General features: G+C 47.4%; 19 protein-coding genes. 13 read left to right on the top strand and 6 right to left on the bottom strand.

The annotated features are described in order from the left end of the window. The first annotated feature begins 40 nt into the window (after positions 1-40). Positions 41-1,117 carry a LacI family DNA-binding transcriptional regulator gene (locus tag BBG47_RS08980; RefSeq protein WP_065291460.1) on the top strand — a complete coding sequence of 359 codons (1,077 nt, stop codon included), beginning with the start codon at positions 41-43 and terminating at the stop codon, positions 1,115-1,117. A 311-nt stretch (positions 1,118-1,428) separates the two neighbouring features. Next, positions 1,429-2,070 (top strand): hypothetical protein, encoded by a 642-nt coding sequence (locus tag BBG47_RS08985; protein ID WP_254659789.1) that lies wholly within the window; start codon positions 1,429-1,431, stop codon positions 2,068-2,070. A 91-nt stretch (positions 2,071-2,161) separates the two neighbouring features. Here BBG47_RS08985 and BBG47_RS08990 read toward each other — a convergent pair whose 3' ends face one another. Next, on the bottom strand, positions 2,162-2,479 hold the full coding sequence (locus tag BBG47_RS08990) for a hypothetical protein (protein ID WP_065291461.1): 318 nt from the start codon (positions 2,477-2,479) through the stop codon (positions 2,162-2,164). Positions 2,480-2,557: 78 nt separating this feature from the next. Here BBG47_RS08990 and BBG47_RS08995 point away from each other — a divergent pair, with 78 nt between their 5' ends. The 3 genes from BBG47_RS08995 (at position 2,558) to BBG47_RS09005 (ending at position 6,147) form a co-directional block, all read left to right on the top strand. Then, the gene (locus BBG47_RS08995; protein ID WP_065291462.1) at positions 2,558-3,814 is read left to right on the top strand and encodes a Tle-like phospholipase domain-containing protein; all 1,257 of its coding nucleotides are present in this window, start codon (positions 2,558-2,560) and stop codon (positions 3,812-3,814) included. Positions 3,815-3,854: 40 nt separating this feature from the next. Then, complete coding sequence (locus BBG47_RS09000) at positions 3,855-4,145, top strand: hypothetical protein (RefSeq protein ID WP_065291463.1); 291 nt, start codon at positions 3,855-3,857, stop codon at positions 4,143-4,145. A 67-nt stretch (positions 4,146-4,212) separates the two neighbouring features. Next, positions 4,213-6,147 (top strand): M48 family metallopeptidase, encoded by a 1,935-nt coding sequence (locus BBG47_RS09005; RefSeq protein WP_065291464.1) that lies wholly within the window; start codon positions 4,213-4,215, stop codon positions 6,145-6,147. Positions 6,148-6,253: 106 nt separating this feature from the next. On the opposite strand, the gene BBG47_RS09010 is transcribed toward BBG47_RS09005, so the two are convergent. Then, positions 6,254-7,432 carry a cation diffusion facilitator family transporter gene (locus BBG47_RS09010; RefSeq protein ID WP_368072440.1) on the bottom strand — a complete coding sequence of 393 codons (1,179 nt, stop codon included), beginning with the start codon at positions 7,430-7,432 and terminating at the stop codon, positions 6,254-6,256. Positions 7,433-7,708: 276 nt separating this feature from the next. Then, positions 7,709-8,197, bottom strand: coding sequence for a hypothetical protein (locus tag BBG47_RS09020; protein ID WP_065291467.1), 489 nt, complete (start codon positions 8,195-8,197; stop codon positions 7,709-7,711). Between the two features lie 175 nt (positions 8,198-8,372). Here BBG47_RS09020 and BBG47_RS09025 point away from each other — a divergent pair, with 175 nt between their 5' ends. The 3 genes from BBG47_RS09025 (at position 8,373) to BBG47_RS09035 (ending at position 12,240) form a co-directional block, all read left to right on the top strand. Further along, complete coding sequence (locus BBG47_RS09025; RefSeq protein WP_065291468.1) at positions 8,373-8,594, top strand: YwbE family protein; 222 nt, start codon at positions 8,373-8,375, stop codon at positions 8,592-8,594. A gap of 63 nt (positions 8,595-8,657) precedes the next feature. After that, a complete protein-coding gene (locus BBG47_RS09030; protein ID WP_254659790.1) occupies positions 8,658-10,157 on the top strand; it encodes a DEAD/DEAH box helicase in 1,500 nt (499 codons plus the stop codon). Between the two features lie 295 nt (positions 10,158-10,452). Then, the gene (locus tag BBG47_RS09035; protein WP_065291470.1) at positions 10,453-12,240 is read left to right on the top strand and encodes a diguanylate cyclase; all 1,788 of its coding nucleotides are present in this window, start codon (positions 10,453-10,455) and stop codon (positions 12,238-12,240) included. Between the two features lie 148 nt (positions 12,241-12,388). Here the strand turns inward: BBG47_RS09035 and BBG47_RS09040 are convergent, their stop codons facing one another. Together BBG47_RS09040 and BBG47_RS09045 are read right to left on the bottom strand one after the other, a co-directional pair. After that, positions 12,389-13,822: an erythromycin esterase family protein gene (locus BBG47_RS09040; RefSeq protein ID WP_065291471.1), complete on the bottom strand. Its 1,434-nt coding sequence runs from the start codon at positions 13,820-13,822 to the stop codon at positions 12,389-12,391. A 115-nt stretch (positions 13,823-13,937) separates the two neighbouring features. Further along, positions 13,938-15,371 carry an erythromycin esterase family protein gene (locus BBG47_RS09045; protein ID WP_065291472.1) on the bottom strand — a complete coding sequence of 478 codons (1,434 nt, stop codon included), beginning with the start codon at positions 15,369-15,371 and terminating at the stop codon, positions 13,938-13,940. A gap of 703 nt (positions 15,372-16,074) precedes the next feature. Here BBG47_RS09045 and BBG47_RS09050 point away from each other — a divergent pair. Beyond that, a complete protein-coding gene (locus BBG47_RS09050; RefSeq protein WP_065291473.1) occupies positions 16,075-17,364 on the top strand; it encodes an NCS2 family permease in 1,290 nt (429 codons plus the stop codon). A gap of 305 nt (positions 17,365-17,669) precedes the next feature. Then, entirely contained in the window at positions 17,670-19,103 is a 1,434-nt protein-coding gene (locus tag BBG47_RS09055) for an amino acid permease (protein WP_065291474.1), read from the top strand. 81 nt (positions 19,104-19,184) lie between these two features. On the opposite strand, the gene BBG47_RS09060 is transcribed toward BBG47_RS09055, so the two are convergent. Further along, a complete protein-coding gene (locus BBG47_RS09060) occupies positions 19,185-19,529 on the bottom strand; it encodes a DUF1360 domain-containing protein (protein WP_065291475.1) in 345 nt (114 codons plus the stop codon). A 99-nt stretch (positions 19,530-19,628) separates the two neighbouring features. On the opposite strand from BBG47_RS09060, the gene BBG47_RS29865 reads away from it, so the two are divergent. The 3 genes from BBG47_RS29865 (at position 19,629) to BBG47_RS09070 (ending at position 21,647) form a co-directional block, all read left to right on the top strand. Further along, on the top strand, positions 19,629-19,772 hold the full coding sequence (locus BBG47_RS29865) for a hypothetical protein (RefSeq protein ID WP_155987347.1): 144 nt from the start codon (positions 19,629-19,631) through the stop codon (positions 19,770-19,772). Positions 19,773-20,070: 298 nt separating this feature from the next. Next, a complete protein-coding gene (locus BBG47_RS09065; RefSeq protein ID WP_065291476.1) occupies positions 20,071-20,898 on the top strand; it encodes a hypothetical protein in 828 nt (275 codons plus the stop codon). A 173-nt stretch (positions 20,899-21,071) separates the two neighbouring features. Beyond that, the gene (locus BBG47_RS09070; RefSeq protein WP_021257287.1) at positions 21,072-21,647 is read left to right on the top strand and encodes a TetR/AcrR family transcriptional regulator; all 576 of its coding nucleotides are present in this window, start codon (positions 21,072-21,074) and stop codon (positions 21,645-21,647) included. Positions 21,648-21,732: the final 85 nt, after the last annotated feature.

Below are 21,732 nucleotides of genomic sequence, written 5' to 3' on the forward strand. Positions count from 1 at the left end.
ATGACGGATTGCTGGCGACGCATCACGATTGGAGGGCGAAATGGCTACCCTGAAACAAATTGCGGAGCGGGCTGGTGTGTCGATATCCACGGTGTCTCGCGTGCTGAACTTCGATGAGACATTGTCGGTATCAGACGAGACGCGGCGCCGCATTATGGAAACGACTGAAGAGCTCGGCTATAACAAGTACAAGCGGAAGAAGCGGACGATGGAGATGGCTGCGCCGGAGCCTTCGATGCCCGTGCCGATAGCGGAACCGCCTGCTCCTGTGCAAATCAGGGCGAGTCAGAACACGATCGGAATTGTCATGACCTATGACAAGAGTGAGGAGCTGAATGATCCGTATTATTTAACGGTGCGGCTTGCGATAGAAGAAGCAGCTCGGGAGCGAGGCGTGCAGCTTGTAGAGGTAGGCAAGAAGGGAGAACGCTCCCTTCCTGCTTCTGCTGCATCGGGGTTCATCGTGGTTGGGCCGATTGGGTCAGGTCAGCTGCATGAACTCCAGCGCTCCTCCTCTCCAATCGTATATGTGGATGATGTCCCTTGGGATCGCAAGTCGGATATTGTGACGGTCGATCTGCATGATGCTGTAGAGCAGGCACTGGTGCATATTCGTGCATTAGGACATGAGCGAATTGCGTATGTCGGCGGAAGAGATGTGCTGGATGGAGCCTCAACAGCGGATCGGCGCGAGATCGCTTACGAGAGGTGGATGAAGGAGGCGGGAATCTTCGATTCATCCTTGGTGCGTGTCGGAACCTTCTCAGCCGAGGATGGCTACCGTTTGACGAAGGAGCTAATTGCATCTGTACGCGGCTGTACCGCCGTCCTTGCGGCAAATGACTCTATGGCGATCGGAGCGATTCGAGCCATTCAGGAGCATGGCTTGCGAGTACCGGAGGATATTAGTGTGGTTGGCTTCAATGATATTGCGGTTGCTCAATTCATGACCCCTGCGCTTACCACGGTCAGACTGCATAGTGACTGTATCGGTGATACGGCGCTGGAGCTCATGATGGAGCGGTTGGAGAAGCAGCGGATCATTGGCAAGAAGGTTATGATACCAACAGAGCTGATCGTGCGGGAGAGCTGCGGACGAGCTGCCAAGCTGCGTTGAGATGTTGAACACAATGGTATATCCGGAACGGTGAAGGAGTCTAATTCTTAGGAATTAGGCTTCTTTTTGTGTACATGGAGGGATCTAGGAAATGCATATGACGAATAATGGAATGGACGGCCATACAGTGTGGAAGGAGCCGCTATTAATGAGTGGCTGCTGCTCAAGAATCAGAGAGGCAAAAGCAGGTTGGATGTGATCACCCGACGAAAGTCCAGTTCAGAACCCGTCGCCAGCACGTGTCTGGGTATATGTTCAATATATAAAATGGAAGTAGCAGCAATACAGAGAGCGATAGGGGCGAATGTAGCATGGGTGAATGGATGGACAGCATAATCAATGCGGGGAAGGGCACAGGACAGGGTGATGCGAAGAGGTATCCGATTTATATCGTACTGACTGATACAGGAACACTGTTTTCTAAGCTCATTCGAATGTACACCAAGGCACCGCTTAATCACGTATCCGTAGCATTCGATCCGGCATTGCGGGAAGTATATAGCTTCGGACAGAAGCCTTCCCGAAATCCGTTAACAGCAGGCTTCATGCGTGAAGAGGTAGAGCGTGATCTACTGCGTGCTGACGGTAAGCCGACGATATGCGCCATGTACCGTTGTATGGTGAATGCTGCGCAATACCATATGATTCGTGCCCGCATCATCACCATGATGTTCAATGAAGCTAAATATTCGTATAACTTGCTTGGTGTGCTAGGCATTCCATTCAAGCTGCAGGTTGAGCGGGAGAAGGCATTTTTCTGTTCTCAATTCGTCGCTTCGCTATTCGAGGAATGCGGTCTGAACGTCGTCGGTAAGCCTGCGGCAGCTGTAGAGCCCGATGATTTCCGCAGCTCCGAGCTGCTGGAACTTGTATTTAAGGGTGATCTGCGCAATCTGGTACAGCCTGTTTACCAAGAGGAATTGGAATGGGGCGGCATGTCTGTGGCGTTGTAAATATGAGCTTACTGATAAGGGAAGAACCCTCATGATGAGGGTTCTTTGTGCATCGGTTCAGGTAGATTCAAGTTGAATCTACTTTTTATTTTTATGAAATTTCTTCCTTTGGGTGCACCGAACTGATCACTTCAAACGTCTTGTAGTTGATAAGAATGTAAATGTTGTCCTCAGGCTTGTTCTTGACATGCCCGTATAACGCAATGTGACTGGAGGCATGCTCAGGCTGGAATTGATGCTCTGTCCATTCCGTCTCCAAACCGTATTTGTCCTTAAAGTATTCAGTTCCTGTTGCCATTGCTTGTTGAACAGCTGCTTGCTTTTGTTCAGGGTTCATAGCGGCTTCACATCCTATTAAGATTGCAAAAATGAGAATCAAAAAACCTGTATAGCGGACATTTTTTTGCATAACGTCTTCACTCCTACAGGAACTATTTTTATAATATTGTATGATAGATACCAAAAAATGAAAAGACAGGAGAATCCTATGGCCCAAAAAACACGCATATCAGATGAAGATTATTGGAAAATGTCCAGTTCAGCTTATGATAAGGTTCCACCTGGCGCATATGATGGCGCAAGTGGCTCGTGGGAGGTTGTTGAGCCGAAGGGCACGATGCTGCATGATTCTGAATCTGGATTCGATGCAGTCGTGTTCCGCAATAAGGATACGAAGCAAGTAGTTGTTGGATTTCGAGGTACAGAAGGGTCATCAAGCCTTGATCGTTCACTACCTGATTTCAAGACGGATTTAAATGATGTTGTTCTCGGCAAGGCGAAGGATTTGGAGGAACGATTCAGTTCCAGGGAAAATATAATTCTCTCGTACCTAGACCCGAGGAAAAATATGGAGCAAGATATACATGACTACAAGCATAATCAGTTCCGGCAAGCTGATGTGCTCGTGAGGCAGGTGAAGGAGGAGTATCCCGAATATGAGGTTACGTTGACCGGACACTCCCTTGGCGGCGGCTTGGCGCAGTATGCTGGCGCTAAAAATAGTGTTGGTGCGGTAACGTACAGTGCACCAAGCGTAACGAATCTGCTGCCTGACAAATTAGCGGAAAAGGCCAAAAATGGAGAGTTTGACGACAAAATTATCAATTATGTGCACCCGAGCGATTCGATAGGAGCGGGACCGCTTAAAGAGTATGATAGCCATGTTGGCTCGACGTATTATCTTGGCGAAGATTTTAAGACCGCGAATAGCGAATACAAGGGTATTAAGGGACGAATCAAACGGTTTATTGATACCATATCCGGCGATAAAAATTTTCATTCCTTAGATCAATACAAGTTCGATAAGGATGGCGATATCAAGAATGAGCTGATCAATCGGGCGACAGGGGAAAAATTGACGATTTCGCCGCGTGCGCTGCTTGAAGGCGATTCCGTTCTTCTTGCGGGGATGTCATTAGGCGGGGGGCTTCTTCAAGCTACGTTAAGCGCGGCCATGGGGGGACTAGGTGGAGGCAAGCTGATTGCGCTTCGCCCCGAAGAGCTCAGCAGCGTGGCGCGAACGCTAGAGCAGCATGTTGGACAATTCCATGATCAGGCGGGCTCGGCAGTTGGCAGTATTACGAAGTTGACTCATACGAGTCAGAGCAAGCGCATCGTATCGATAGCAGAGAACACCACGCAAGAACTTACGCAGATGACGGAATGGTATGCGACTGCAGTGCAGGAGCTTGCAGGCTATATTGATCGCAAGGCCAATGAGTTCAAGGCGGCTGATTTGGCTTAATGAAATGAATGGAAGGTCGAGAAGCAAAGGAGGGAATATGATGAACGACCGTATCCTGGTCGAATTGAATGATTTGCGCCAAGCGCACAAGCAGATTGGTCAGTTAGCAGAACTGCTAGAGCGCAATGAGCAGTATGTTCAGCAGCAGCTTGCGAGGCTTCAGGATTGGGTTGGCATCTCTGCTGATGAGATGAAGCAGCGGTTAAGCAAGTTCCAATCAGAGCTTGTCATGCGAAGGCGCCTCCTGACGGAGCGCCAGCAAGAGCTGCTTCGGTATATTCGGGATATGGAACGTGCGGATCAGTCTGCGGCTTCAGTACGCTGGATGTGAAGGGTTGAAGGAAGCAGCATGATAGATATCGTATGTATGACTACATAAGAAGCAGGTGCATAACAGAATGGAAGTCGATTACGAGAAGTTCGCAGCTCTCATCGAACGTCTAGAAAAGTCCGCGAAGCGCTCTCCGCAAGGATACAAGCTGCGCGTACTTGGATTAACAGTGCTTGGATTCAGCTATATTTATCTCATTTTAGCAATTCTGCTTGGTTTAGTAGGCGGTCTCATCTGGTATTCCATCTCCACTGGACGAGTCAATGCGGGTGAAGTGAAGCTATTCATTATTCTTATTCCGCTTGCGCTTATTATTCTACGTTCATTGTGGGTTCGCTTCGAGCAGCCGGAAGGGCGCGTATTGTTGCGTTCGGAAGTGCCGGAACTGTATGCAGAGGTCGATCGAATGGCGCGTGAATTGAAGGCTCCCCGTGTGGACAGCATCATCGTGGATGAACAATTCAATGCTGCGATGCTGCAGCATCCTCGCTTAGGTATGTTCGGTTGGCACAAAAACATATTGATTGTTGGATTGCCTTACATGATGGCCTCTACGCCAGAAGAGTTCCGTTCGACGATCGCGCATGAGCTTGGGCATTTGTCTGGCGGTGACAGCCGGTTCTCAGGCTGGGTATACCGGGTCGTGAAGACATGGGGAACGATTGTAGGGAAGCTGGAGGAGAAAAATCAGTTCGGTACAGGGTTGTTCAAGAAATTCTTTAACAAGTTCTATCCGTACTACTCCGCATATACATTCGTATTGCGGCGGGCAAACGAATATAGTGCAGACCGCGCCTCTGTGCAGCTGGCTGGCGCGGAGGTAACGGCCTCCTCCTTGTATAAGGTTCATGTGCTGGGCGCTTATTTGTCGGAAGTATTTTGGCCGAATCAGTATCGGGCTGCGCAGCGCGTATCGGAACCTCCTCGTATTTACGTATCGTTGGAACATTTCTTGAAAAAGGACCTTCCAGAACGTACGGTGCGGCAATGGGGACAGGCGGCGCTAGCAGAACGAACGGGGCTCACGGATACGCATCCGTCCTTGTCGGATCGGCTGCAGGCAATTCAGCAGTCTCCTGATGCACCTCATGTTCCTTCTTGGGAACCATTAAGCGGCTCTACGGCGGCAGAATATTTTCTAGGCAGCTTGTACAAATTGTTGCTGGAAGAAGTGGACAATCGTTGGATGATGCAAATTGCAGCAAGCTGGCAGGAGCGATACCATGAGTATGCGCCGGTACGGGCGGAGCATGAAGAGCTGAAGCAAGAGCTTCAGCAGCAAGGCAAGCTGAGCTTCGACCAGGGGTGCCGCTATGCGCATACAACGGAATTGCTGTATGGCGGCGAAGAGGCTCTTCCTCTTCTAGAACGAATTAATGAGGAGTATGTGGATCAGATTGAGCCGCTGCAAGAAGAAGGACGCATCCGCTTGCAGTATTTAGATGAAGGCGGAATCCATCTGCTTGAACGAGTGATGAAGCTGGATATGTTCCGCACGAATCAGATGTGCCGGTGGATCTATAATTATCTGGTTCACATGGGGCGATATGAGGAAGCTGATTCTTATGCGGAACGCGCGATGGAATGGATGGAAGACAACAAGGATGCGATTGAGGAACGTACGCATCTAACCTTTCAAGACAACACCTATATCCATCACGGGCTGAGTGAGCAAGAGCTGGAGGATGCCAGAGAGAAGCTTGCTTCTATCCCCATCATCCAAGAAGCGTATCTGGTTCAGAAGAAATTGGAGCATTTCCCTGATCAATATGGGGTGTACCTGTATGGGGTAGTTGTTGATGTACCGCAGGAGGCTGCTGGCCAAGAGGCAGAGTGGCTCTCCGAATTTACAGACAAATGTGCGGAAGAACTGGATTTACCAGGGGCCTATGTGTACATGATCGATTACGCTACCTATCATGGTGTGATCGAACAGATGAAATCAATTCCTGGGTCGTATATTTATCATGTAAGTCATATAGGCGAGCAAGAAGTCGGTTGATGCTGATTATATCCCTGATATCCTAACAAAGAAAGCAGCTTGCTGAGCAGTCACTCGGCAGGCTGCTTTCCATTATGGAGACTGTGGTACTAACGAGGCTTATCTCTTACACTGGGTTAGCTTCTGCGCTCCCCGCTTGTTGCAAAAATTGCTTGCCATATTCACCATGATCATGCATCGCAGGATGCTCAATTTGAATCGTGGTGTGCTCAATGCCGTACTTCGCCTTAAGCATATGATTGATAGCCAGAATGACGCAGAATGGCTGAATATCCTCACGGATGAAGACATGGGCTGTCAATGAATAGTGATCGGTGGATACCGCCCACAGATGAAGCTCATGGACATCTTCTACTCCTTCCACCTGGTTCATTTCCGCACGTATTTCCTCCAGATCGTATTTGTCAGGGACAGCCTCCATTAATATGAGGATGGATTCGCGAATGATTTTCGCGCCGCCAATGCAAATGATGGCCCCAATCACCATACTGATCAATGGATCCAAGACGTACAGTCCTGTGAAATAGATGAGAATCGCCGATACAATAACGCCTACAGAGCTGAGCAAGTCGCCGATAAAGTGCCACAAGGCACTCTTTACATTCAGGTTGTCCTCTTCCTTCGTGCTATGACTCAATACAAGCGTCAGGACAATGTTTACGATCAAGCCGATCGTAGCGATAATCAGCATTAGCCGCAGATCAACATCTTGCGGATGAACCATCCGCTTAACACCCTCGACAACGATTCCAATTGCAATCACAATCAGAGCCAGACCATTCAGGAAGGATGCAATGATTTCGAAACGGAGGTAGCCAAACGTATATCGCTGGTTGGGTTCCCGGGTTGCCATGTAAATGGCGGTCATACTGAGACCTAACGCGATAACATCCGATATCATATGAGCAGAGTCGGATAAGAGAGCAAGTGAGTTGGACAGAAGCCCGCCCACAATTTCAACAATGGTAAAGAATAAGGTCAAGGCTAATGTAATCCACAATGTACGCTTAGAAGTGACTTGTTCCTTCACATGGTTGAGATGGTGGTAGTCGTGGTGAGTCATAAGGAACCATCCTTTTTTGTTTAAGTGTAAAATTCTCATACAGGAATGAGTATGATGTATTGTATCCATACCTCGCTTATTTCCGCCTATTGCAAATCCAGCATTGTTCACGAGAAGACGAATGCTCCCATACATGTCAAGGATATATTGTGCAGTGGCGGCAATGCTATTCGAATCAGTCACATCGAGCGCTTGAATGTTGATCCGCTCCTTGACGCCCAGTCTTCTGCCTCATGCATTAGGCGGGAGGATTGATGGGGATTGCGCATGGTGGCTACTCTATATGTATGAGTAAATTGCTTGCTTGATAGCGTCGTTCCCCCTGTCTGTTTGACATAGAGGTGAAGCGTGGAGTGGGTATGGTAGTGATATCCATGGTTGGATATGCATGAAGTGCAAGGAGGCATATAGTATGCTGAATATGCAAGAAATCATAAAGTTAGGGGAAAGATGCTGCCTGAGTCTGTACGGCACTTCTTTCCCCCCCTTCGCTGGCTGCTATGAATTTGCTGGTGAGAAGCCTTCCTCTTGCAAGTACTCCTCTGCTTCCTCACGCGTCTCGAATGTCATTTCCAGGCTCTCGCCCGCATAGATGTTCCACAACTCAAAGTCATACTCGAGCCATAGTGTCTCGTTGTTGTCATTGATATAGGGCTCTCTGCTGCTCTCTTCAGCAGTGTCTTCCATCTCGACGTCAGCCTCCTGTGAAGCAGGCGACATGGAATCAATGGAGGCGCGAATGAGCTTGCGAAGCTCCTCTTCCGAGTATTCACGGATGTTGACCATGCCTTTGGCATCTGTATCATAACCCGATACATAGCCGGCATAGACGAATCCGTTGCCGTTCGGATGCAGGTGATAGACGACAATCTTCTTCTCCACAATGCTGTCTTCATAGTGGAAGTTCACCCGTCCCAGTGATACATTATTACGCTCAAGCTCTGGGAACGATTCGATAACCGCTAGTTTCTGTTCAAACGTCAGCATGTTACCTCCTGAATTTATACGATGGAATCGATATTGATGGTCCATTATACCATAGGGACGTTTCCGTGTATAATATGTGGATACCACTGTCGTTCACATACATGAAAATGTTGGCGTAGTCGGTTTTGCTGCAAGTCAGCAGTTAAGGATAGAATGAGCAAGGAGCAGTGTCTTCATGGAACAGAATGGACAGCAGCGAAAGCATATATTTGCTGGTCTTGAGGTGGATATTGTGCTGAAGCAGAATCAGCGTACGGGCAAGACGACAAGAGGTATCGTGAAGGATATTCTGACGAATTCTCCATCTCATCCGCACGGCATCAAGGTACGCCTGCAGGATGGACAAGTAGGCAGAGTGAAGTCGATTTTCCATACATCATCACAAGATAGGGACTAGATTGAATTATACAGAAATGGGGTGGCCTGTCTGACGGGCTTAAATCAACGAGGATTCGCACAATTGGGAGTAACGGAGCAATTGGTGCACACATTGAATCAACATGGAATTGCGGTGCCAACACCGGTTCAGGCTGAGACGATTCCGGTCGTACTGTCGGGAGAAGATGTTGTATCCCAGGCACAGACGGGGACAGGCAAGACGCTGGCCTTCCTGCTGCCAATTATTCAACGCATTGATGCAAGTTCAACACATGTTCAGGCATTGATTGTTGCACCTACACGAGAGCTGGCTCTGCAAATTACGGCAGAAGCGAAGAAGCTTATTGAGGCTTATGAAGGCGTGAACGTGCTTGCTGTATACGGTGGTCAAGATGTAGAACGCCAAATGCGCAAGCTTCAGGGCGGTCGTCAGCTTGTCATCGGAACGCCAGGTCGATTGCTTGATCATCTGAGACGCGGGACAATCTCACTGTCGAAAGTGAAGACATTGGTATTGGATGAGGCGGATCAAATGCTTCATATGGGCTTCTTAGGGGAAGTGGAGGAAATTATTCGCCAGATTCCAACGAATCGCCAGACGCTGCTGTTCTCTGCTACTATGCCAGTAAATGTAAGACGCTTGGCGGAGCGATTTATGCGCAGTCCGATTGATATCCATGTGCAGAGCGAGCGTATTACCGTGAAGAACGTGAAGCAGATTGTCGTGCAAACGACAGATCGTGCCAAGCAGGCGACTCTGTGCAAGCTTATTGATGAGCATCGCCCTTATCAAGCCATTATTTTCTGCCGGACGAAGCGCAGAGCAAGCAAGCTGAATGAAGAATTGCTTGAAATGGGCTATGATTCGGACGAGCTGCATGGCGACTTGTCGCAGTCGAAGCGGGAACAGGTTATGGAACGCTTCCGCAAGGTGAAGATGCAACTGCTTGTCGCGACGGATGTTGCGGCACGAGGGCTGGATGTAGAGGGTATTACACATGTGTTCAACTATGATGTCCCTCAGGATGCAGAGAGCTATATCCACCGCATTGGCCGTACAGGCCGCGCAGGTGCGCAAGGGATTGCGATCACATTCGCATCGCCTAGAGATCGCATGGCTGTTGAGTTGATTGAGCGCGGCATCGGACAGAAGCTGGAGCGTCGCAATCAAGATGGGGAGCAGACTGAGAATGCTGGCGACGTTCGGACTGGTCGTGGCAAGAAGGCAGACAATGAACGCAGTTCCGGACGTGGCGGACGCGGCAATAGTCGTGGAACACGAAGCGGCGCGAAGGATGCACGCGGTCAAGGTGCAGCTCGAGGTGGACGCGGTGCTGCTCGCGGCAAGCAAGGCAGTGATGCGGGTGGCCGTGGCGGACGGCGTGAAGCGAGAAATGAAGGCCATGGCGGACGCAGCAGTGCGCGCGATGGACGAGGCCAGGGCCGTAGTTCCCGGTCGCAGTCAAGCCAAGGCGCTGGTCGCCAAGAGAGCCGCGGCAAGTCTGGCAGCCAATCCGGCGGCCGTTCGAGCCAAGGTGGAGGTCGTTCATCCGGTCGTGGCGGCGGACGTCGTTCTCGATAGAGCATGTTACATTTAAATACAATAATCGTGTAAGGCGGTTATAATAGGAGGGCTGTCTCGAATTGGGCAGCCCTTTTGCCCATGGTGATACAGTTGCTTTTGTTTCAATAGCAGGCTGATTTCGTTATATAGTAAAAAGGACACAAATGTGGAAGTTACTTGGGGCTAAGGTATCTTCATGTCTTGTAATTGTTAGAATTTGAGCCTGTCTCCCTGTAGATATATGATACTATGTTACTAATCACAACATGATTCGGATTGAAACAAGTGATAGGCGGAAAGGTTGAGAGCATCAATGCATCGCATACGAGATCCACTGGCAAGCTTATTTAGTATACCGACTGTGCCTAAACAGAAATGGATAGCCTTGACTATTGGCTTCGTCACGCTGGTTAGCACTCTTGTGGTTATACCGTATGCATCAACGCCGCTATGGGGGGTAACTCCCTTTTTCCCGATCTTTATTGCATGGAACATGTTTGGTGATTTCATGACTTCGCATTTGCTTTATATTCAATATCGTGCAACTGGTTATAAGCCAATCTTGATTTTATCGGGGACGTTTTTTTTTACGGGGCTAATTATGATTCCGCATCTTCTGACTTTCCCAGGCATATTCAGTGATAAGGGGGTTCTGTACGCAGGGACTCGGGCTTCGGTATGGTTCTGGGGATGTTGGCATGCGGGATTTCCAGCAGGGATACTGCTGTATACGTTCAGTATCCAGAAGGAGTCCTATTCGGGATCAGAGCACAAGAATAAGACGGCTGCTTCAACTGTGATGTTTATTGTTGTAGTGCTGGTTGTCGGGATGATTACGTATATATTGGCAGGTCAGCATGAATGGCTGCCTACGCTTATCTCGGATAGCAGCCATGGTCTTCTCCTTTCAACAGGGATAGGCCCTATTGTATGGGTAATTAGTCTTGTGGCTTGTATGTATTTGTATGTGGTAACTCGAGGAAGGAGCCTGCTGCACTTATGGCTTCTTTTGTCTGTTTTCACATTCTTTTTGGATGTGTCGATCACTTTGCTGGCCAACGATAGATACACGCTTGGCTGGTACGCGGCATGCGTGAACTCGTTGCTGTCGGCAACAGTTGTTCTATTTGTCTTCTTTTATCAGATGAATCAGCTCAATGTGAAGCTCCATCATTCTCAAAGGGCGCTCCACAATTCGCAGGAACAAATTGCAATTATTCTTGATAGCATTACCGATGCTTTTCTTGCAGTAGACAAGCAGTGGTGCTATACGTATATGAATAAGGAAGCGGAGAAGTATCTGGGGTTCTCCTTCGAAGTTGTAAAAGGACGGTCCATTTGGGATATTAATCCCCACTTGAAGCAGACCAAGCTGTACGAGGTGTGCCACCAAGTCATGGAGCGGGGAGAACCGGCGGAGATTACGGAGTTTGATCAGCTGCATGGCAGATGGCTGGAGAATCGCGTATTTCCGTCTCGCAATGGGGTGTCGGTGTACTTCCATGATGTAACTGAACGGATTGTAGCGGAAGAGCAGATGAAGGAAGCAAATAAAAAGCTGCAGATGGCGAATCGGCTCCTAACTGATTTCTCCTATACCGATGGGTTGACCGGGGTTTACAATCGCAGATACTTCGATCGGATGATGAATCAGGAATGGGAGCGGGTTAAGAAGCAGAAGAGTCCACTATCACTAATTATGCTCGATGTCGATTATTTCAAAAAATATAACGATACGTATGGTCATCTAGCTGGGGATGAATGCTTGCGACGAGTAGCGCAGGCAGTTCAGAATACGGTTACAACGCCGCTTGCCGTTGTTGCCAGATACGGTGGGGAAGAGTTCGGCGTGATATTGCCAATGACGGATCTTCGTCAGGCTGTGGCCATCGGTGAGCAAATTCGTCTTCATGTAGAGTCGCTTAAAGTACCGCACGCTGGCTCAGAGGTGAGTCTAGTTGTGACCTGCTCGCTTGGTGTTGCATCCTGCAGCATTGAGGATATTCAGGACTCAGAACCGAATACGCTGGTTGCCAAGGCGGATCAGAAGCTGTACCGGGCGAAGCAGTCTGGCCGCAATCGATTAGTAGCAGTGGATTAATGAAGGATAGGGGATTCAGAAGCAGTTGAATCCCTCTATCCTAATTTTTTTATGCATTTACAATGCTGCATAAGCTGGGACGTGATTGCTTATCAGCGTACCTAGCTGCAAGCTTCTTAATGATGAAGTTTCGGAGCTTGATAACTACTTATTTCTCCAAATATGTTGGAGGTGTGACGTCGTTGATGAACAAGATGCCATCATATTGCTCGCTCGGAATGCTGCTTATTGGCGAGATGCCTGTTACGTATGACGTCATTGGCTGCGACATCCATGTAGTGCCTGGAACGGCTGGAGCATGGCTCATATCGATGAACGAGTAAGGCTTGCCGATGCTTGTCATAAGTTCCTCTATAGAATGCGGCATAGGCGGAAGTACGTCATAGATTTCACGTGTGACATGCGCGTTCTGTCCTTTGCCTAGGAATAAGCCCATCACGTATCCTTGGTCTTTATACTTGGTCGTCTGCATAATCTCGCCCATATTGCGAAGCGGCAATGCTATGCCGAACTCTTTGGAATGTGCCTTGCTAATATGTCCGTTGTGTGCCCATACGATGATTTTTTCATTTTTATAGACGTTGTCAGCAAGCCATACTAAGTTATCAGCCATCATCTGGTCGCGATACTCCCACGATTGGATCATGGACATATAATCGAGGTTTTTGCCCTCCATATATAGAGTAGACTTAATTGTCAGTTCCATGTATTCACGAACAATTTGAATTCGGTTGTCGATTGCGCGTTGTACAAGCTGTACGATATGCGGGTTGTCCGGGAACTGCTTGCGCAGCGCCTGTTCACGCTTTGGAATGGTCGCTTTTATTTGCTCATACAGCTTCAAGTAGCTTGGTTTTACCTTCTGATACCCCTCCAGATCCGAGCTCATTTCCCATTCGTCCAGTGCTAGTTCAATCTCCTGGAACTGCTTGGCAAGCTTCGCATCGCCCATCCAATCGGCAGCGAACATGACGCCCTGCGGCTGCATATCGTAGCCGGCCAGCATGAGCGGCTTATCGGTACGCTTCGTATCTTGAATGTATTGATACAGTGGCACGGTCTCTTGTGCTTGCCAGATGCGGAATATGGAATCCTTCATTGTCGCAATCGGCTTTTGCGAGCTTACATTGCCATAAGCGCCGGCTGCATTGCCTAAGTTCGTCTCGAAGGCGATGACATTGAACCCAAGCTCCTGATGCAAATATTGAATGAGACGTGTTTTGGCGGAGTTGTATTGTGCTGCCCCATGCGAACTCTCGCCCAAATAGACGATTCGCTTGTCTTGTAGTAATGGCTTTAAGGCCTCTAAATCGGTAAATTTCTCGGGTGCGATTCGTGCGTCTGATCCAGTCTGTTCAGGATTGATCGAATTAAGCGAGACTGCATTGTCGCTCAGCCAGTTCTTCCAATCTTCACGTGTTTGTGAGCTGGTACGTGCTTGCTCCAACTGACCTTCCTGCTTATCGGATGAAGCCTGAGCATGTATAGGTGCTCCGAAGGAGAGCATTGTGCCAAGTGCGATAACGGAAGCGAGAGCTAGAGATAAGCTTTGGCGTTTCCATGTGCCTTTTTTTGATTTCATCGGATTGTCCTCCAAGTGTTAGGTATCGCAGCTGCGATTCATTGTGTTGCCATCGTTCGCTTGCCGGCTGCGGTTTCATTCAATCTTTTGAAACATCTATCGGTGCTAGCAGCTATTACTTGATCGGTGTTGGCGGCTGTACCTTGTCGATGTAGAGAATCCCGTCGTATTGCTCGCGAGGTACGAATACCTCTGGCAGCAATCCGAAGTACAGTGCGGTACGCGGCTCATCCATCCATGATGTTCCAGAGCCCTTCATTGCATATCGCATATCGACGAAGGAATAGGGCTGATTGGCTGCCTTCATAATGGATTCCATGGAGCTAGGCGGTAGCGGCTGAACCTCAAGAGGGTCTCCCATATTGTCATGTGTTGTTCCGCTTCCTGCATATAGACCGATTGTGTAGCTATAAGGACCGAACATCGATTCCTGCATAAGTTCACCCATGAATCGCCCTGCGACAGGCATGAAGGACTGCTCCATTTTTGATTCAGCTTTGCTGATATGGGCATTGTGTCCCCAGACGATAATCTTCTCCATTGGATAGATTTCAGTTGCCAACCAGAGCAGATTGTCGGCCATCGCCTTATCCCGCCATTCCATCATCTTCGTCGCTACTGCATAGTCGCCAGTCTGCGCGGCGATATTCGCCTTAATCGCCAGCTCGATGTACTCATCTACGACGCGAAGGCGGTCATCCAGCGTTCGGTTCACCATTGCAACGATATGCGGATTATCCGGGTACATGGCCTTCAACTGAGCTTCGTTGGCTGCAACCTTTGTCTTAACGTCTTTGTATAGCTTTTGCAATTCCGGCTTCACTGCGGAGTAAGCAGCAAGGTCTTCGGAATTGGTCCAGCGGAACAGCTTCTTCTCGGTTTCAGCAAATTGTGTTGCCAGCTTTTCATCCTTCAGGATCTCTCCGTTGAGAAATGGTCCCAAGGATTGCATGTCAAATCCAGCAAGCTTAATCGGTGTTTCCGTTGACTGTGAATCCTGGATGTATTGGAACAATGGAGTCGTTTCTTTAGCCCACCATTGTGGAAATACGGATTTCTTCATCAATTGCTCCGCCTCGTTTGTCTTTACATTGCCGAACGCGGTTGCTGTATTACCGAGCGGTGATTCGAAGGCGACGACATTGAACCCAAGCTCCTGATGGAGAAATTGAATTAATCGTGTCTTGGCGGAATTGAATTCGCCTACACCATGAGAGCTTTCGCCCAAGTATACGATGCGTTTATCCGACAAAAGCGGTTTCAGCATGTCCAAGTCTTTGAAACGCTCGCCTGTGACGGCCCCGTCTTTCGTGCTCTCTGGGGTAATGGTATCTAATGTATAAGCATTATTTTTAATCCATTTGTGCCAATCCTCTGTAAATTTTGTTGAAGATGTTCCGGCAATTGTTGTGCTTTGCATGCTAGTTGCTGCTGTTGCGGCTTGACCATGTACAGTTGACTGCCAACTAAGCATTGAGCCTAACGCAATGACGGATGCAAACAATACAGGAATGCTTTTTCGTTTCCAAGTCGTCGAAAATGATTTCATAAAATGATGTCTCCTTACGATTTATAGTGATGAGTATGTAAACTGATATTATTTTCCGGGAAATACCGGTGAATATGATTGTAGCAGGAATAGATTGATTTAAGCCATATGTTTGATGACGTATACGACAAGTATTGATACTCCGCAAGCAAGCAAGAATTGCAGACCCATCTTCGTTATAGTCTTGTTCATAAACTCCCGGGCTCCTCTCGTGTCGTTGATGATCCAAGCATATCCTAAATGGAAGGCAATTGCCGTATATTCTGCTTGAATAGAGCAGCTTCTGGGGTGAATGGAGCGGTTCGGTGGATGAATAGTACTGATGACTCTAAGCGGACATTGTCGGAATGCCCCGGAAAAACGGTGTTTGAAGAATGTGAGGACTCCAATTGTAGACATACTATCCATAAGGGGAGCAGGCAAGCATTGAAGAATCTCTCTCGCAAGGAAGGGAACACTTATATAGATCGTTGTTTCATTTAGTCACAATTGGTAAAGATGGGCCTACTCGGCTTGTGATGAAATTGGTTGATAAGCATAATGTTCGTATTTAGCTGGGTTATCTGGCTAATTTTCTGTGTTATATTGGAATATATGTGACCTAAAAACGAATAAATGTACAAATTTATTGACAAAGAATCGCCTTTCTAATAAGATGCCTAAGTGTTAGTTTTGTTGCTTATGAAAGGAGCAGCTTGATCCAATGGAAAAATGGTTTAAATTGAAAGAAAACGGAACGAACGCGCGCACAGAAGTGACGGCGGGTATTACAACGTTCTTTACGATGGTATATATCGTTGTCGTGAATCCAGCGATATTGTCGAGTGCAGGGGTTCCATTCCAGCAAGTGTTTACCGCAACGGTAATCTCGGCAATTATCGGTACGTTATATATGGCATTGTTCGCGAATCATCCGATTGCTGTAGCGCCAGGGATGGGGATGAATGCGTACTTCGCCTCTGTTGTAGCTTCGCAAGGTGTGAGCTATCAAGTCGTATTCGGAACAGTTTTCTTGGCAGGTATTATCTTCTTGCTCTTAACGTTTACGAAGCTGCGAGAGACGCTCATTGAAGCGATTCCAAGCTCGTTGAAGTTTGGGATTACAGCAGGTATTGGTCTCTTTATCGCGTTTATCGGATTGAAATCATCTGGCATTGTGGTTCCGAACGAGGCAACCATGGTTGCTTTCGGGGATTTGCATCAACCCGTTACGGTATTGACCTTGGCTGGACTGTTCATCACGCTTATCCTGATGGCCCGCAAGGTGCAGGGAGCCTTGTTCATCGGTATGGCTGCTACAGCGATCATCGGTTACTTCATGGGGTTGATGAAGTTCGATGGCTTTGTCGCTCTTCCAACAGCACCAGTACTGTTCGATTTGGACATTATGGGTGTATTCTCTCATGGACTATACACCGTTGTATTTGCCTTTTTGCTCGTAACGATCTTCGATACAACAGGTACGATGATTGGAGTAGCTGAGCAGGCAGGCATTATGAAGAACAATAAGTTCCCGCGTGCGAAGCAGGCATTGATGGCAGATGCGCTTGCGACAACGGCGGGTTCCTTGATGGGGACAACGCCGTCCAGCGCATATATTGAATCATCGGCAGGCGTTGCAGCTGGCGGACGGACAGGACTGACTTCCGCTGTTGTAGCAGGCATGTTCTTTCTGACTCTCTTCTTCTCACCGGTTATTGCAGGGATATCGTCCTTGCCGGCGATTACAGCGCCTGTATTGATTATTGTCGGCTGCTTCATGATGGATGGATTGGCGCGTATTGAATGGAAGCACTTCGATGAAGCCTTCCCAGCATTCGCGATTCTGATCAGCATGCCGCTTACTTCGAGCATTGCTACAGGGATTGCGATCGGATTCATTACGTATCCGCTTATGAAGCTGTTCAGCGGCAAAGGGAAAGAAGTTCATCCGATTCTATATGTATTTGGCGTAATTTTCGCTATTCAAATGGCTTTCTTCCCGGCCCACTAAGGTTGTTGGCAGGAAACCAATATCGTAAGGAAAAGCCTCGGAACTCAGCTCCGGGGCTTTTTTATATTTTTGAATTCGGATCAAACCCCTATTTGTTGTAAGTCGTCTGATAGGCTAGGAGTGGTCGTAGTGGCATAAAGTGTACACGAACTGGGCAATTTATAGGTAATGTGGATGCCCCAATATGATCCAACAAATGAAGAAGTTTCTTTATGAATCCATATCTTGATAATTGTATACTAATAAAGTGTCTTCACACATAATTGTAATATATTTCCACAAGTAGTGAGAGGAGCTTTTGCAACATGAACCGCAACGACGATAACAAAAAGCTTCGATGGTATAACATTGCCTTGATAGCTTTCGTCTCCGTGTGGGGGTTTGGCAACGTTGTTAATAACTATGCAAACCAAGGGTTAACGGTTGTAACATCTTGGATACTTATTATCGCGCTGTATTTCGTGCCTTACGCACTGATGGTTGGACAAATGGGTTCAACATTTAAAAATGATCAAGGCGGCGTTAGTTCCTGGGTAAAAGAAACGATGGGACCTACAGTCGCTTATTTGGCTGCTTGGACGTACTGGGTTGTTCACATCCCATATCTGGCTCAGAAGCCGCAAGGGATCCTGATCGCACTCGGCTGGACAGTAACAGGCAGTGGGAACTTTATTAATCAGTTCTCCACATTGACGCTGCAGCTTATCTGCTTAGCCGTATTTCTCGTATTTCTGTGGGTAGCTTCCCGCGGGCTCAATTCCTTGAAGAAAATCGGTACGATTGCAGGGATGTCCATCTTCATTATGTCGCTTCTGTACATTGTGCTTGCGGTGACAGCACCTGCACTGACGGGCGCGACGATTGCGACGGCAGATATGTCGGTCAGCTCGTTTATTCCGGACTTCAACTTCGCATACTTCACAACATTGTCCATGCTCGTATTTGCCGTAGGTGGAGCGGAGAAAATCTCACCATACGTCAACAATACGAACAATCCTTCGAAGGAATTCCCTCGTGGGATGCTGATTCTGGCGGGGATGGTTGCTGTATGTGCCTTGCTCGGTTCGTTCGCGATGGGCATGATGTTCGATTCGAACAACATTCCAGCAGATTTGAAGATGAACGGACAGTATTATGCGTTCAAGATGCTTGGTGAATATTATGGAATCGGCAATACATTCCTCGTGCTGTATGCGATTGCGAACACACTTGCGCAAATTTCGGCGTTGGCCTTCTCTATCGATGCACCGCTGAAAGTATTGCTGCTTGATGCGGACAAGAAGTTCGTGCCTCAGAAGCTGATGAAGACGAACGAGCGCAACACGCCAGTCAATGGATACATTATGACAGCTGTACTTGTAGGGATTCTGATTGTTATTCCTGCGATCGGAATTGGTAACATGAACTCGCTCTTCAACTGGCTGCTTGATCTGAACTCGATCGTAATGCCGCTTCGTTACCTATGGGTATTTGCAGCCTTCATGGCGCTCATGAAGCTAGGGGACAAGTTCCAATCCGATTATAAATTTGTGAAAAATCGCAAGATTGGCTTCATGATCGGCTTGTGGTGTTTCGTCTTTACGGCATTCGCTTGTATTATGGGGATGTTCCCTAAAGTTGAAGCATTTACGTCAGAATGGTACTTCCAGCTATTGTTGAACGTCATTACGCCATTCATATTGCTTGGTTTAGGCTTGATCTTGCCGATGATCGCAAGGCTGGGCAAGAACAATCGATAAGGTTCGTATTTATGAATAGGATAGGAGCTCAAGCTAAGCTTGGGCTCCTTTTTTGTGTGCTTGCCTAGCAAGCGTGCAACATTACATCTTTCGCAGCAAGTAGGTCTCGATTAGCGCGGCAATGCCAGCGACAGCTAATAATAAGATAAATGGATAGGTGACGGGGGCGTAGAACTGCAGTGCTGTCAGCAAGGTGGCACACCAAATGCCTGTACACCAATGGCAGCTTATTAGTGAGCCCAGCCAATAGCGAAGCCCCTTGCCTCTTGGTTCCGTAATTCGCGACACATTGCCATTCTCATCGGTTACATACGTAACAGACAAAAAAGGCTTGCGCAGCCATTCCATAATGTCGTCATAGACGAGCAGATGGGTCAGGCGAAAGGAAGCCAGCGCTAATATGAACAGCTCAATCCAGGTGATCATCATACATTCTCCTTTCCGCTTGGCAGATGTCGACATGTCCAATCCATCTAGTGAGAGACTGCATATGCTAGAAACGGATATAGGGAATGGAGGTGACAGATGATGTGCTTCTGCAACCAGATGAATAAGGTCAGCAGCCCAATCAAGGTCATTCAGAGTGATGCGAAGCCGCAATCTCCGCAGGGCATCCAGATGACAGCACGGAAAGTTGAAGCGGTATCTGCAATTAAGCCGATTCGATAAGTCATGTAGCTGGTAAGATGTACTCCAACATATGCATTGGTCCACAGCAAGGTGATTTCAGTTCATGGGAAGGCTCCTGCTCCTACCTTAAGGCCTGTTCCGTCATAAGACGGGCAGGCTCTTTTTGTGTGGGGCACATGCAATGCAATTATCAAGGATTTGCTTAGGGAGATTGAGGTTGCAATCTATCTAAGAGGGAACTTATAATTGGGTAGGAATATTTTGGGAGATGGAATTCTGGTGTGTTGTTGAGTGCAAACTACACAATTACATATCAATTAAGAGGGGACAGAACTGCGTGAGGAAAAAATCAATTTGGGTATGGGGAAGTATATTTTTGATTATAATCGGGACAACGATGGCAGTGGTAATATGGGGCAACAAACCAAACAAACAAGCTCTTTCTCCTTCCGTAACGCAAGCACTTCAACCGACTTCAGCAGTAGAGTTAACATCAATTATGGAGAAGCCGATGGGGAAAACGCCAGCACAAAAGCAAGACGAAAGGATGAAGTGGGTAGATGAAGCTTTTATCCAAGCGTTAAGGCCGACTGTAGAAAAAATTGCTGGGAAGTCAGTTACTTTCTCAAAACCTTACTTGGACGGTAAAGAAATCGTCATACCTTGGGAGGATGGAAACTGTTCGGTGGAATTGATTACATCCACATCAGGAATTTTTAGATTTACCATCCCATTTAACAATTGGGAGAAGTCGAAAAAAGAAAAAGCAGTAAGCGCGCTTCGAACGGTAGTGGGAGATGCGAATATTGAAATTGAACAAGCAAGAATCACTCGAGTATCTAATTTGAAAGAAATAGATAACAAAAAGGAAATTTATTACGTAGCGGGGCAAGGATTCAATGTGAGTTGGGAATCTGATGAGGACAAGTCTCCAAGTGTCGAAGTGATATATGAACTAGAGGATGCTGATCAAAATGCTGTACATGCAGCAAAACAAGCACTGGAGAAGGAAATGGGCAAAAAAGTTGATTTGGTTGGGCGTGCAGTTCGATTTAAAGACTCCAAGAATAACATATGGGCCTTTGCTTCAACTCAAAAGCAAGTAGTAACAGTGTACGCAGAGACATATAAAATTGAGAAAATCACAAATGGTAAACGCAAATAATATAGCAGACACACTTCTTATCATACGGAGTGTGTTTTCTTTGTTTTTTCTGTGTGAAAAAGAGGGTGTGCGTCCTTGCTTGTTGTCAAAAAGGTAGGGTATAATAATGACATTAACTAAGAAAACTACTTTTGTTTTTATAGTTTTATGTCGGCGTGAATGGAGGGAATTTCATGCGCGAACGGATTATGAAGGCATTTATAGAGGAGTTGCAAGACAAAGGGATCAAATTCACGATGGATGATTTGGCGCGTCGACTTGGGATGAGCAAGCGCACCTTGTATGAGCATTTCTCCTCAAAAGCGGAACTGCTAGATACGATCATAGAACAGACGATGCACGAAAGTGATGCGAAGACTGAAGAAATCATGAAGAATGACACCTTGTCGCTTCTGGATAAATTGAAAGCGGTAATGACCGTGCTTCCGAATCACTTTGAGCTGTATGACAACCGAATCTTGGAGCAAATGAAGCGCGTATACCCTGAGCAGTGGTCAAAGATTGATAAGGCTCTCCGGGATGATTGGGAGATGCTGCGAATCTTGCTGGAGCAGGGGATGGAGGAAGGCATCATATTAAGGCATAATGCGGCCTTTATCGTGAAGGTAATTACGGATGCGTTCAATTCAACCTTGGATCAGCGATTTTTTGCTAAGCAGAACATTTCGCTGCCGGATGCATTAAAGTCGATTGCAGATATTATGCTGTATGGGCTTGTTGCTAGAGATCAATCTGAGGAACAAAGATAATCCATGCAAGGGGATTTATCTTATCGCTAATGCAAGGCTCATGCTTCACACTGGGGACATGAGGTCGTTCATATTGGAATCATCA

It is taken from the genome of Paenibacillus sp. KS1, assembly GCF_001680695.1.
In the GTDB taxonomy this organism is placed as follows: Bacteria; Bacillota; Bacilli; order Paenibacillales; family Paenibacillaceae; genus Paenibacillus_B; species Paenibacillus_B suaedae.